The following is a 14,367-nucleotide window of genomic DNA, read 5'->3' on the forward strand; positions in this document are numbered from 1 at the left end:
CAACATTGTTCAGCTCAATATTTTTTACATGACGGATAGAAAAGCCGTAAGCCGGCATAGTCCCAAACATGCCCGGTTCAGGATAAGCATCGGCTTTCTCGGGCGGAATAACAGAAGCCTGATCAACAGTACCTCCGCCCTGATGATATATCAATATATTATTCAGATGTACATCTTCAATACAATTGCCCGGAATACCACAAATCTCCGAGCCGGTTTTAGGGGTTGCATTATAAACCACCACATCGCTGATATTTACCCTTCTTAGCGCACCGGGCAGAGTACCTTGTGGAGCACGCATACGGCTGCCCAATCTCAGAAATATCGGGGCATTGACTATGTCTCGCATGGTAATGTTCGAAACAGAGATATCTTCAAGGTAACCTCCATCAACAGTTTCCAGGGCCAGTCCCTGGCAATCTTCGAAAACGCAATTTGAAATGGTGATATTTTTAAAGCCGCCATTTGATTCGGTTCCCAACTTTATCCGGCCGGTACGGTTAACCTGGTAAGGAGGAACAGCCCGTTTAAAAGTACCATCCAGCAAGGAACCCAACTCAAGACCTCCAGTAACATAGCAATTGGTGATGGTCACATTCCGGGTCGGCCGGTTATAACCCAGTGCATAGCAACTCTTCAGGCAGATCCCGTCATCCCAGGGAGAATTCACGCTGCAATTAGAAACCCTCACGTTACTGCAGCAATCAATATCCATTCCGTCACGGTTGGTATCAATTTTCAGGTTGTCAATGGTAAGATTATCCACACCGGTAAGCAGCATGCCAAAATGGCCCCCCTTAAGAATGGAAAAATCGCGTAAAATCACATTATGGCAATTTTTTAAAGCAATAGATTTATTACCCAGAGACAGCGGCAGACTGTCGCGCCGTAAACTCCGCGTCAACCCTTTGCCATAAATCAGCCCGGGACCCAGAATTGAAATATCATGAATATCTTCGCCCCATAACAGGCTATTATGCCAATGGCTATGTCCAAAATCCTGATATGCATCCCAGGGATTGTTTTCGGGTTTATTATATGCCGAAGTATCCGATGAAGCTTCTATTATTGAACCCTGGTCAAGATAAAGGGATATGTTGCTTTTTAATTGTACAGATCCACAAATGTAAGTACCCGCAGGGAAAAATACTGTTCCACCCCCGGCAGAGGATGCGGCATCAATAGCCTTGGATATTGAAGGTGAATCAAAGGCCTTCCCATCTCCCCTTGCGCCAAAATCTTTTACATTATAAATTCTAGCAGAAACAGCTTTACTTTCCTGCCCAAAAACTGACAATAAGGAAATAAACGACAGGATAACCAGGTTTATAGCGGTTTTATACTTCATTTTTAGGATATTAAATTTATAATCAGGTTTGTTTTTAGACATTAACACCATGAAAAAGTTTAAAGGTTTATACGACTTTATTTTCCCGGCTGAAAAAACTTAATGTAATTTACTTTTAAAGTTGAAATAAAAAACTTACGGTTGCAAATAAATGAAAGAAATAATAAAGATCATTTCAAAGACTTTACGACTGTTACTAAGTAAATTAGACTCAGGAAGAAGAAACAGAAAATTCATTAAAAATTGAGTTTAGATTAAAACGGCTGAATCTTGCAAAGCCCTGGTACGATAGAATAATATTATCAACATAAACTTATATATTTGTGGAATTCAAAATTCAAAGTAATAAAAAATGCTGACAGTCGAAAAAATTGGGGGAACTTCCATGTCGAAGTTCGAAGATGTGCTGGCCAATATTATCGTAGGAAAACGCAAAGCCGGAGAGTTGTATAATAGAATATTTGTGGTTTCCGCTTATAACAATGTAACCAATTGGCTTCTGGAACACAAAAAAACCAATGAACCCGGAGTATACGTTAAATTTCTCAACCGCGAAGACTATAATCAATCGCTGAACGGAGTAATGAAAAAACTCATGGCCATCAACAAAACACTGGAGACCTTGGGATTAAATGTCAAAGAGGCTGATGATTTTATTCAACGGCGAATTGAGAAAGCGTCCAGCTACCTGGAAAGTATGAATGATGTGATTGCTTCGGGTTACATAGATAAAAAGAATATTTATCTGGCTGCACGCGAAATATTAGCCTCCATAGGAGAAGCCCACTCGGCCTTTAATTCTGTCAACATTCTGAAAAATAAAGGAATAAATTCAACCTTTGTGGATCTTTGCGGATTTAACGACAAAGAATATCTGACCATTGACCAACGCATCCACAAAGCATTTAAAGACCTGGATTTTCCCAAAACCATAGCCATTGCCACCGGTTATACCAAAGGAACAGAAGGAATCATGCGCGTTTTCGACAGGGGATATTCGGAAGTCACCTTCAGCAAAATAGCGGTTGAAGTTAAAGCTGACGAAGCCATCATCCATAAAGAATTTCATCTTTCGTCGGCTGATCCAAAAATTGTGGGAGTTGAAAAATCTGTACCCGTGGGATTCACCAATTTTGTAGTTGCCGACCAGCTGGCTGATATTGGCATGGAGGCCATCCATCCCAAAGCATCCAAACCTTTGGAAAGGGCCAATATTAGTATCCGTATAAAAAACACTTTTGAACCCGAACATGAAGGTACCCTGATTTCAAAAAATTATGTAGGTAAAAAATCGAAAGTTGAAATTGTTTCCGGAACCGATAAGGTAATTGCAGTCGAAATACATGATCCATCCATGGTTGGTGAAGTCGGTTTTGACCTGAACATCATGCAGGTTTTTCTTAAACATAACATCAGTTATATTCTAAAAGCCACTAATGCCAATAGCATTACTCATGTAATCTGGGATAATGAAAAAAGCAAAACGCTGATTGAAGAATTAAAACAGAAATATGAGATGGTTAACGTTCAGCCTGTGGCTTTGGTTTGTGCAATAGGTTCCAACATTACCCAACCGGGTATTTTGGCCAAAGCAGCAAAAGCACTGGCAGATAATGGAATCAATATTGCCTGCGTTTCCCAATCGCTTCGCCAGGTAAATATTCAATTTGTGATTGACCGGAATAAGTATAAAAAAGCAGTCATTGCGCTCAATGATGCCCTCTGCCCTATCGAGTAAAAATCAATAATCAATGATTTAAGGCAACTGATACTGTAATTTTATCAGCTTATCAAAACAAAACAACCTTACACAGATGTCCAAGTATAAAGGCTTAACATTAATACTTTTACTTGGACATGTGCATATTAACTTTAGTCTCATTTTTCCCCTTTTTAGTCTATTTAGCTCTTGGCATTTATACCTTCTCAAAAAATCCCAACTCAATACTAAACCGTAGATTTTTTATTTCCTGCATGGGATTTGCAGTCTGGGCCTTGGGATTTACCCTGTTTTATATGGCCAAAAATGAAGACGCTGCCAGCTTTTGGATCAAATTTGCCCGAATTGGATTTTTGATTCAACCTGCAGCCCTCCTGTTGTTTTTCATGGCTCTGATTAAAGAAAAAAGAAGATGGCTACAAAATTTACTTTATATCCCGTCCTTATTTTTCATCCTGGAATATCTAAGTTCAAATGTGGTTATCTCAAATCCCGGAGTCAGGCAATTGGCTGTCATTACAAACCAGTCACCATGGTGGCCATTTCTTTTAAATGCCTACTGTTATTCCTATACATTAATAAGCCTTCTGCTGGTCATCATCTGGGGGAAAAGGAATCCGGATAAAAAGAAAAAACAACTTGTGCGGTGGATTACCGGAGCTTTTGTACTGTATGTGCTGAGCGATTCATTCTGTGACATATTCCTTAAAAACCAGCCAGATATTGATCATATATTCGCCCTTTTCTGGGCAATCCCGATTTGGATTATCATAGAACGCTTCGATTTGATGGTTCTTACTCCCAGGAGAGCAGCCAACGAAATATTATCAAACATGAAAGAATTTATATTTTTCATCAATCGTGAAGGCGAAATCACTTTATCCAATAAATATACAGAAAGCTCATTGGGGTACGGATCTTCCGAGATCTGCGGGAAACCTGTCGATTCGTTATTCTCAGATGGTTCTGAAATGATTGAAAAAATTAAAAACTCAAAATCTATTAAAATAGATTACCCGGGAATTTATTTGAAATCCAAAAATGATGCGCCTATTCCGGTTACACTTTCTGCATCAAAAATAAAAGATAAACTTGGAAATCTTTTAGGGACTATAATCCTTGCAAAAGACATACGTCAGGAAATATCCCTTCATCAAGAAATAGAAAAATGCAATGCCATTGAAAAAGAATTAATTCGGGAAAAAGAAAAAGCCGAAAAAGCCGATCATCTCAAGTCTGCTTTCCTGGCCAACATGTCGCACGAAATCAGAACACCCATGAATGGCATCCTTGGTTTTGCGGAAATATTAAGAAAACCCAACCTCAGCCAGGAGAAAAAAGAAAAATACCTTAATGTAATAAATTCCAGCGGCGAACATCTTTTAAACTTATTGAACGATATCATCAATATTTCCAAAATAGAGGCGGGACAAATCGAACTATCCGAATCCAAAATCAAACTTAATGACATTTTGCTGAATATAGCTTCCCTGTTTAGTACCAGTAAGACAAACAGGAAAAAGACGAAGGTGCTGATCAAAATCTCTCATGAAATGCTGGAAGAAGATCCCTGTATCCTGGCAGATGGATTCCGTTTAAAACAAATTTTAATAAACCTGATTGGGAACGCGATAAAATTCAGCAATTCCATAGATGGAAAAGTAGAATTCGGATATGAATATATTAACGGCACTGAAGAAGAGCTGCATGATAATCAAGCCACAGACCATACCCACATCAGGTTCTTTGTATCTGATAACGGTATAGGATTATCCCCGCAACAACAGGAATTAATTTTCAATCGCTTTGTACAGGCCGATGACTCCATCTCAAAAAGATATGGCGGAGCAGGATTGGGACTGGCTATAACTAAAGGGCTGGTCGATCTTTTCGAAGGTAAAATTTGGGTTGAATCAAAGGCAGGAAAAGGTTCCACATTTTTCTTTACAATTCCCCTGAACAGAGTAAATTCATGAAATCATTCAATAATCTTCCTTAAAATACGATGAATAATTAAAGCTGTAAAGAGCTGATTTAATTTAAATTATATGACATCAGGCAGAAATAATTTTTTGATCAAATTTTTTAAAATTTGTAACTTTATAAATAATTGGAGGATAATTATTTTTCATTTTTGATCTTATGAATTCAGACCCCATTCTTTTGATTGAAGATAATGCTGATGATGAATTGCTCACTATACGGGCGATAAAGAAAAATAATATTCTAAACCAGGTGATTGTCGCACATGATGGCAAAGAAGCTCTTGAATTGCTTTTTGCTGAAGGGGAAAATAAATGCCAGGCCTGCGAACCGAAAGTCATTTTACTTGACTTAAATCTTCCAAAGATTAGTGGATTGGATGTTCTCAAAGCCATCAGGGAGGATCAGAGGACAAGAAACTATCCCGTTGTAATTCTAACTTCATCCAAAGAAGAAGAGGATATAAAAAAAAGTTATACCTTGGGAGCGAACAGCTATATCCGTAAACCGGTTGACTTTGACCAGTTTACAGACACTATCAAACAATTGGGATCATATTGGCTTCAACTAAATGAAACTATTTGATTTCTTTACTTTACCTTTGACCATCCAATAAGTAATAAAACATAATTGTAAATATGAACAATAATTCCACTTATTTTGAGCAAACAGACAAATGGAAAGATAAGGTAATTCTTATTGTGGAAGATAATGAAACAAGTTATTTTTTGCTTAAGGAGATACTTGAAGATACCGGGGTCCAATTATTACGGACAGATAATGGTGAGGAAGCCCTGGAAATGGTAAAAAAAAGACCAGAAATTGATCTGGTCATTATGGATATTTTACTTCCGGTCATGAACGGCATTGAAGCCACAAAAAAAATAAAGCAAATCAGGAAAGACTTACCAGTAATTGCCCAGACAGCCAATGCCATGTTTGATGACAGGTCGAAATATATAAATGCCGGATGTGATGATTATATTTCCAAACCCATCAATCTTTCTGAACTTATGCAGATAATTTCAAAATTTCTGGATTGATTAAATTAATTAGCTGCTCCGAGTAATTCCTTAACTTTCCGGGCAATTTCCTTACTATCGGCTTTACCGGCAAGTTGTTTGGTTGCCATGCCCATAACTTTTCCCATATCTGAAGGTTGTTTGGCCCCTGTTTGTTCTATAATTCCCTTTAAGATGGTAGTAAGTTCTTCCTCACTTAATTGGGCAGGCAGGTATTCTTCTATTACTTTAACCTGTTTCATTTCAACCTCATACAAATCGGTACGGTTTTGCGATTTATAGATATCGGAGGATTCCCTGCGTTGTTTAACCATTTTCTGAAGAATCTTCAATTCAGTTTCTTCGGGAAGGTTCTCGTTGCCGCCTTTTTCGGTTTTAGCCAACAGGAATTCGGCTTTTATTCCCCTGAGGGCTTCCAATTTTTCTTTATCCTTAGCCAACATGGCTTTCTTGATGTCGGCATTTACTTTTTCAAATATACTCATTGGTTTACATCTTTTTATTAATAGTTGTACCCATTTTATCAATCAGTCCACATTATCGTGCAAGTAAGCATTGTCTTCACGCAAATGAATATTTTTTTGTTCATCCTCGGAAAGGGTAAATCTCGAAATATTTGATGCTTCGGGCTTTTTAAAACTCTCAATTTTAATATTCCGGCGAATATAAGCCGGCTGATTTTCCAAATTTTCAATAGCATTGTCCTTGCTGTTAATTGGCCGTCTCATCCCTTCATGCCTTGTCTTCAAATCTTTTACCCTGTCTGTGGACTGTTTCCCATCAACAACAAATTCAGGTTCCTGATTTTTTAAGACATCTTCAAAAATCACAACTTTTGATTTTTCCTTATCTGAAATTTGAAAATCTATATGAGCCTGTGAAGTTTTTTCATTTTTTGATTCCTGGCTGCTTTTATTTTTTACTACAAAAGTATTGTCAGTACTTATATCCTTATTCGTAGAGGTATCTTTAAGAAGAATTCTGTCGGTGCTTTTTTTCTTTGCATACAATTCAGGAATGGCATTGGGCTCAAAACCGGTAGCAATGACGGTTACACAAATTTGATCAGAAAGGTTTTCATCACTTCCCGTCCCCCAAATAATTAAAGCATCTTTAGCAACAGCGCGGGTCAAATAATCCGTTATTTCGCCGACCTCGTCCATACTTACTTCGTCAGAACCCGAAGTAATATTAAGCAGAATACTTTTGGCACCTGTAATGTCATTGTTATTTAACAGCGGAGAACTCAGGGCATCCTGAATAGCTTTCAATGCTCTGCCTTCGCCCTCTGCACAGGCAGATCCCATTATGGCCACGCCACTGTTGGTCATAACGGTTTGTACATCAGCAAAGTCAACATTGATATATCCGTGAACAGTTATGATCTCAGCAATTCCTTTAGCTGCAATAGCCAGGACATCATCAGCCTTGGCAAAAGCCTCTGATATCTTAAGGTTGCCATACATTTCGCGCAATTTTTCATTATTGATGATCAATAACGAATCTACATATTCCTGCATTGCACGTATTCCTTCCACAGCCTGATTAATACGTTGCTGGCCTTCAAAACGGAAAGGAATGGTAATAATTCCTACCGTAAGCAATCCCATTTCTTTTGCTGCTTTAGCAATAACAGGGGCAGCGCCGGTACCCGTTCCTCCGCCCATACCTGCTGTGATAAAAACCATCTTGGTATTTTTGGAGAGCAGTTCTACAACCTGGTCGATACTTTCAATGGCAGCCTGGCGGCCTATCTCCGGTTTATTCCCAGCTCCACGGCCTTCAGTAAGCGAAGCCCCCAACTGTAGTTTAACAGAAATCGGACTATTGGTCAAGGCCTGTGAATCGGTATTGCACAATATGAAATTCACATCCTTTATCCCCAGCTTAAACATGTGATTTACTGCATTCCCACCTCCACCGCCTACACCAACTACTTTAATAATGGAGGATTGATCTGTAGGAAGATCAAAATTGATAAGTTCTTCGGCCATGGTTATTTTATTTATAAGATTTTGACAACAAATTCAATTTATTTTTCAACTTTCTTTGATTTACATTTTTGCATCGTTTTCTTCAAAGATATTCGAAATTGTTTTCTTCAAAGAATCAAAAATTCCGTGCCCCTTGTTTATTTCAACATCCTGAGTACCGGTTGTACTTTCAGCTTCAGGCTTGGGCTCATCAACAGGAGTTTCCTTAGCATCTTCCTTATGAGCTTCCAGGTATTCATGCCCCTTTAGTAACAAACCTATACTGGTTGCATACATGGGTTGGTTAACGTCATCTTTTGTTTCAGAAGCCAGGTGTTCATTGGGAATCCCTATACGAACATCCAGTCCGGTTTTGAATCTGACCAGTTGTGGCAAATACTTCAACATTGCCCCCCCGCCGGTAAGAACGATACCTGCGCCCAATTTATCCAGTGAACCAAAATTCTCTATTTCAAAAGTCACTGCATCGAGAATTTCTTCCATTCGCGATTGAATAATATAGGCTAAACTCTTGAAAGAAATTTCCTTAGGATCACGTCCACTGATGCCGGGGATAGTGACCACCTTTTCTTCCGGAGCCAGATCGCCCAAAGCAGAACCAAACTGAATTTTAAGCAATTCGGCCTGTCGCTGCAAAATGGAACAACCTTCCTTGATATCCTTTGTAATGACATTGCCTCCAAAAGGAATAACAGCTGTATGGCGGATGATGCCGTCATGATAAACAGCCAGATCAGTAGTTCCACCGCCAATATCAACCAGTGCCACACCGGCTTCTTTTTCATCATCAGTCAGCACAGCCTCCGAAGAGGCAAGTGGTTCAAGAATCAGATTCTTAATGTTCAGCCCGACACGGTTCACACATTTTTCCATGTTCTTGGCTGAGTCAATTTTGCCGATTACTATATGAAAGTTGCCTTCAAGCCTGCGGCCGGACATGCCGACCGGATTTTTTACACCCGTTTCGTTGTCAACAATGTAACTTTGAGGCAACACATGAATAATCTCCTCGCCCACATCAACAGGAATCTTGTACATGTCCTTGATTAATGCGTCAATATCCTCTTTGGTGATTTCATCACCCTTGGTCTCACGATTGATATATCCCCTGTTGCGGATACTGCGGATGTGTTGTCCTGCAATCCCTACAAAAACGTCACTTAATTTAGCTCCGGTTTTGCGCTGGACATCATCCACAACCGTCTGTATAGCATTTACTGTTTCTTCAATATTCAAAACCACTCCCCTTTTCACACCTTTGGAAAGGGTTTTGCTCATCCCTAAAACCTGCAGTTTATTGTTTACATTCATTTTGCCAACAACAGCCACAATTTTTGTGGTTCCGATGTCAATGGCCCCAATAATGTTATTTTTTTCAATCATCGTTGTTTCTTTTTGTACAAACTACCTGATTTTTATACTTGAGATTAATTCCTGAATACTTATTCCAACCAGAATATTTAAGACCTTCTTTATAAAAAGTTTCAAGTTTCTTGAACTTTTCATCCATATCATCGATGCCCCCCAGCAAAATCACCTGATCGCCTACACGGGGAACCAACTTGAATTCATGGTTGGCATCTACATAAATTTGCTCAATCTGAGCACTCCAAAAATCATCATCATAAATATACTTGGCCAAAAAATAAAGGTCCCTGAGCAGACTCTTCTTTGCATTGGGTACAACTTTATTTTTAGAACCCAATTTTGACAAGGACTTAAGATTAAAATGTTCATTAATATTCCCGTTTGCAACCAAAGCATGAGAGGTATATTTACCGGACAATGGCATAATGCCTCCGTCATAATCGATATAATAACTTTCATTGTGGTTGTTTATAACTCTCAATATAGGATCACGTTGCTTTACCTCTATTTCCAATTTTCCGTCAATGGTTTTATAGACGTCAGCCTTTTCAACAGAAGGATAACTTTCCACTAACTTTTCAAGTTTCTTGGTGTTGATCTCACCCAAAGAATAACCAATAATCTGGCTATTTTTTCTGGACAGCAGCCTCAATATATCATTTTTCACAATAAAACGATTTTTTAAGCTATCGTTCACGGATATTTCAATTTCATGACAACCCACCCTGGACTCCCGTTTTGAAATAAATATAAGCGAGATGATGAGGTATAAAACCACTACCGACCAGATAATTATATTTCTAACCTTCTTTTTAGGCATTATTCATCCAATCCGAATTTGTTTATTAAACATTTTTTCACTGTACCGACCAATTTGTCAATATCTCCTGCGCCCATTGTCAACAAAACATCAAATTGCATCTTGGCCAGGGCATTCGTTAATTCTTCCTTGGAACAAAGAATCTTTTCCTTCACACTTACTTTGTCCAGCAGCATTTGAGAAGTCACCCCAGGAATAGGCTTTTCTCTTGCAGGATATATAGGAAGCAACACCAATCCATCGAGCAGATTGAGGCTGCGTACAAAATCTTCAGCCAAATCACGGGTACGTGTATAAAGATGAGGCTGGAATATCCCAAACACCTTACGGCCAGGATATAACTCACGGACTGAGCTGATGGTAAACCTCAACTCCTCAGGATGATGGCCGTAATCATCAATATAAATTATTTTATCCGTCTTCAGATGATAATCAAACCTGCGGTTCACCCCGCTGAAACTTTCAACAGCCTGCTGTATATGCTTTTCATCAACCTTTAACAACCAGGCCACAGCAACGGCAGCAATAGTATTTTCAACATTTAACAGGCCAGGGATTCCAATCCGCACATGAATGGGTTTCCCCTGTGGGAGTATAATATCCGCTTCATAGGCTCCCTCAACGATTTTAACGTTCTGTGCCGTAAAATCGGCTTTTTCTGTTAGGGAATAGGTGTAAATATTGATGTCCCGTTTACCAGAAAGATCCAAATCCAGTCCTTTTTTGATGACCAGATTGCCACCGGGCTGTATCTGATTGATAAACTTACAAAATGCCTTTTTCAATTCCTCGTGGGTTCCGTAAATATCTAAGTGGTCGGCATCAGCTGCCGTTACCACTGCAATATATGGGAACAACTGCAGGAAAGAGCGGTCGAATTCATCGGCTTCGGTTACTACAAAAGGACTTCCTGCATCAAGCAGGAGATTGGTCTGATAATTTTTTGAGATCCCTCCCAGAAAAGCATTGCATCCAAGTTCCGACTGCTTTAAAATATGTGCAATCAGGGTCGAAGTGGTAGTTTTCCCGTGAGTGCCGGCCACAGCAACCGTTTTTTGTCCCTTGGTCAGAAAACCCAAAGCCTGTGAACGCTTAATCAATTTATACCCATTATTCCTGAAATATTGCAATTCGCTATGGTCTGCAGGAATAGCAGGAGTATAAATAACCAATGTATGCTCTATCTCTTCTTTAAAGATTTCCGGTATTTCCTTAACATCCTCAGTGAAATGCACAGCGATACCTTCATCCTGCAGGGAGGAAGTAAGAGGGGTCGGAGTACGGTCATATCCGCATACCCTTTTACCCTTGGTTTTATAATAACGGGCTATAGCGCTCATTCCAATGCCGCCAATTCCTATAAAATAAACGTTTTGTATTTCTTTTTCAGGCATCGCTTTATTTTATCAATTTAAAAATTTCGTCAACAATAGCTGAAGCAGAATCACGAAGGGCGAGCTTTGAGATGTTCTTGGACAGACCAGCCCGTAATTCCTTATTCTTCAGTATTTCAAATGCTTTTGGGATGAGCATTTCTTTAGCATCAACATCCTTCACCAGCACAGCAGCCTGCTTATCAACAAGTGCCGTTGCATTCTTCGTTTGATGATCCTCTGCCACATTGGGTGAAGGAACCAAAATTGCCGGTTTAGCGCATAAACAAAGTTCCGAAACAGAAATGGCACCCGAACGCGAAATCACCAGGTCAGCCAGTGAATATGCAAGGTCCATGCGAGTTACAAAATCGGAAACCTTGATATTGGGATGGTCAATTGTTTTCAGGGTGGCCATAATACGTTTGTAATAGATCTTCCCGGTTTGCCAGATAACCTGAACATCACTGTTAACCAGTAGATCTATAGATGCCAAAACACTTTCATTAATACTTCTAGCCCCCAGGCTGCCACCGATAATCAACAAGGTGGGTTTGCCGGGTTGAAGCCCAAAATAGGCAAGTGCTTCCTCCTTCTTCCCTTCAATTACAACCACATCCTGCCTGACAGGATTGCCGGTCAGAATAATTTTATCAGCCGGGAAATATTTTTCCATACCGGGATAAGCCACACAAATCCTGGCCACTTTTTTTGCAAGCAGGCGGTTGGTAACTCCGGCATAAGAATTCTGTTCCTGAATCAGGGTAGGAATATTTAAACGCTGGGCTTGCTTGAGCAAAGGTCCGCTGGCATAACCGCCTACTCCAACTGCTACATCAGGGTGAAATTCTTTTAATACCTTTTTGGCTTTTGCCATGCTCTTCCAAAGCCGGAGTAGCACAGAAAAATTTTTCAGTAAATTCTTACGTTGAAATCCGCTTACTGGCAAACCCACAATTTTGTATCCCGCAGCCGGGACTTTTTCCATCTCCATCCGGTTTTCGGCCCCTACAAAGAGTATATCTATGCTGGCATCGCGTGCTTTCAACTCATTCGCGATAGAAACAGCAGGGAAAATATGCCCTCCAGTCCCGCCTCCGCTGATAATTATTTTTTTTAATGTTTTTTCCATAATCAAAATTAAACCTGTTGAGTTTCCAAACCTTCAGAAACGTCCTGATCTTCTGTACCAGCTTGCTTTTCTTCTTCATGCTTACGATTTACCTTCATCGCACTGCGGCTAATACTTAAAATTATACCCAATGAAGTACTTGTAAACAACATAGAAGAACCACCCATGCTGACCAATGGCAATGTCTGCCCGGTAACCGGTAACAATCCCACCGTAACAGATGTGTTAATTATCGCCTGAAACACAAGATTAAAAGAAAGCCCCAAAGCCAGGAATGCAGGGAATGTCCGTTCACAACTTCTGGCAATCACCCCTGCCCTGTATAAAATAAATAAATATAACATTAACACTACTACCCCACCAATCAATCCATATTCCTCAATGATGATCGCATAAATAAAATCGGAATAAGGATGAGGAAGGAAATTACGTTGGGTACTATGGCCAGGGCCTTTACCCAAAATACCCCCGGTAACAATGGCAATTTTCGACTGATCGACCTGATAACTGCCTACATCCTCGTCATCCTCTTCTTCTCCTTTTCCCATATAACTCTCGATACGATGCTTCCAGGTGGCAATCCGGTTATTTTTTTTATTGTTGCTGTCACCAAATGTAAGTACTAACGCAATAAAAACAGCCACGAAGATTATTCCTGCGCCAAACAGAAGAAAGAGATGCTTGAAACTGATGCGCCCCAGGAACATCAGGACAACTGAAGTTGTAAACAACAATGCAGCCGTTGAAAAATTCGCCGGCAAAATAAGCATGCAAATCACCACAACGGGAATTACAATCGGGAGAAATGCTTTCTTAAAATCCTTGATGACATCCTGTTTAAGTGAAAGCATTCTTGCAATATACATGATCAATGCCAGTTTTGCCAAATCAGATGTCTGGAAAGTCAGTCCGATTCCAGGAAGAGTCAACCAACGTGAAGCCGAATTAAGGTTAGCTCCAAAAAGCAAGGTTATGCCTAATAAGGGTACAGAAAGTAAAAGCAGCAGTTGGGACAAACGGGAATAATATTTATAAGGAATCAGGTGTGTAACAAAAATGATTAACAATCCAACCATCAGGAACGAACCATGTTTCAGGATATAATAAGCCGTGTTCCCATGTTGAAAGCGATAAGCCAAAGTACCGGTTGAACTATATACTGCCAATACCGAAAATATGGATAACATAAATATTACGGTCCATATCACCGAATCACCCTTTAAATATTTTCTCAGTTTTTGAAACATTCAGTAAATATTAACTCATCAATTTTATAAGTTCCTAACCGCATCTTTGAATTTTCTTCCCCTGTCTTCATAATTTTCAAACAGATCGAAGCTTGCACAGGCCGGCGACAAAAGAACGGTTTCCCCGCTTTTAGCCAAATAATACGAACGTTTGACAGCTTCTTCCATCGACTGGGTATCAACAATGGCATCAATCATGTCATCGAAAGCCGCATGAATCTTGGTATTATCTTTTCCCAGACAAACAATAGCCTTCACTTTTTCCTTTACCAAATCGTAAAGAGTTGCATAATCGTTGCCTTTATCAATGCCACCCACAATCCATACAACTTTTGTGGTCATGCTTTCCAGTGCATACCA

General features: G+C 39.6%; 13 protein-coding genes. 4 read left to right on the forward strand and 9 right to left on the reverse strand.

The genetic code is table 11. From position 1 onward, the window contains the following. Positions 1-1,348: glycoside hydrolase family 28 protein (locus tag Q8907_05075; GenBank protein ID MDP4273635.1), on the reverse strand; the 1,348-nt coding region annotated here is incomplete at its 3' end. Between the two features lie 352 nt (positions 1,349-1,700). Here Q8907_05075 and Q8907_05080 point away from each other — a divergent pair. From Q8907_05080 to Q8907_05095, 4 genes are all read left to right on the forward strand, one after another. Then, positions 1,701-3,086, forward strand: coding sequence for an aspartate kinase (locus Q8907_05080; protein ID MDP4273636.1), 1,386 nt, complete (start codon positions 1,701-1,703; stop codon positions 3,084-3,086). A 119-nt stretch (positions 3,087-3,205) separates the two neighbouring features. Further along, positions 3,206-5,044 (forward strand): ATP-binding protein, encoded by a 1,839-nt coding sequence (locus Q8907_05085; GenBank protein ID MDP4273637.1) that lies wholly within the window; start codon positions 3,206-3,208, stop codon positions 5,042-5,044. A gap of 166 nt (positions 5,045-5,210) precedes the next feature. After that, positions 5,211-5,636: a response regulator gene (locus Q8907_05090; GenBank protein MDP4273638.1), complete on the forward strand. Its 426-nt coding sequence runs from the start codon at positions 5,211-5,213 to the stop codon at positions 5,634-5,636. A gap of 53 nt (positions 5,637-5,689) precedes the next feature. Further along, a complete protein-coding gene (locus Q8907_05095) occupies positions 5,690-6,094 on the forward strand; it encodes a response regulator (protein MDP4273639.1) in 405 nt (134 codons plus the stop codon). A gap of 5 nt (positions 6,095-6,099) precedes the next feature. Here Q8907_05095 and Q8907_05100 read toward each other — a convergent pair whose 3' ends face one another. The 8 genes from Q8907_05100 to Q8907_05135 all read right to left on the reverse strand — a co-directional run. Beyond that, entirely contained in the window at positions 6,100-6,558 is a 459-nt protein-coding gene (locus Q8907_05100; GenBank protein ID MDP4273640.1) for a GatB/YqeY domain-containing protein, read from the reverse strand. A gap of 42 nt (positions 6,559-6,600) precedes the next feature. Then, positions 6,601-8,067, reverse strand: a complete 1,467-nt coding sequence (gene ftsZ, locus Q8907_05105) for a cell division protein FtsZ (GenBank protein MDP4273641.1) — start codon at positions 8,065-8,067, stop codon at positions 6,601-6,603. Between the two features lie 60 nt (positions 8,068-8,127). Then, on the reverse strand, positions 8,128-9,450 hold the full coding sequence (gene ftsA, locus Q8907_05110; protein MDP4273642.1) for a cell division protein FtsA: 1,323 nt from the start codon (positions 9,448-9,450) through the stop codon (positions 8,128-8,130). Further along, complete coding sequence (locus Q8907_05115) at positions 9,443-10,255, reverse strand: hypothetical protein (protein MDP4273643.1); 813 nt, start codon at positions 10,253-10,255, stop codon at positions 9,443-9,445. Before Q8907_05115 ends, ftsA begins: the two co-directional genes overlap by 8 nt. Next, a complete protein-coding gene (gene murC / locus Q8907_05120) occupies positions 10,255-11,649 on the reverse strand; it encodes a UDP-N-acetylmuramate--L-alanine ligase (protein ID MDP4273644.1) in 1,395 nt (464 codons plus the stop codon). Before murC ends, Q8907_05115 begins: the two co-directional genes overlap by 1 nt. A 4-nt stretch (positions 11,650-11,653) precedes the next feature. Continuing rightward, positions 11,654-12,760: an undecaprenyldiphospho-muramoylpentapeptide beta-N-acetylglucosaminyltransferase gene (gene murG / locus Q8907_05125; protein MDP4273645.1), complete on the reverse strand. Its 1,107-nt coding sequence runs from the start codon at positions 12,758-12,760 to the stop codon at positions 11,654-11,656. An 8-nt stretch (positions 12,761-12,768) separates the two neighbouring features. Then, positions 12,769-14,007 (reverse strand): FtsW/RodA/SpoVE family cell cycle protein, encoded by a 1,239-nt coding sequence (locus tag Q8907_05130; protein ID MDP4273646.1) that lies wholly within the window; start codon positions 14,005-14,007, stop codon positions 12,769-12,771. 24 nt (positions 14,008-14,031) lie between these two features. Continuing rightward, the coding region (locus Q8907_05135; GenBank protein ID MDP4273647.1) for a UDP-N-acetylmuramoyl-L-alanine--D-glutamate ligase at positions 14,032-14,367 on the reverse strand (336 nt) is incomplete at its 5' end.

Source organism: Bacteroidota bacterium (assembly GCA_030706565.1).
Taxonomy (GTDB): Bacteria; Bacteroidota; Bacteroidia; order Bacteroidales; family JAUZOH01; genus JAUZOH01.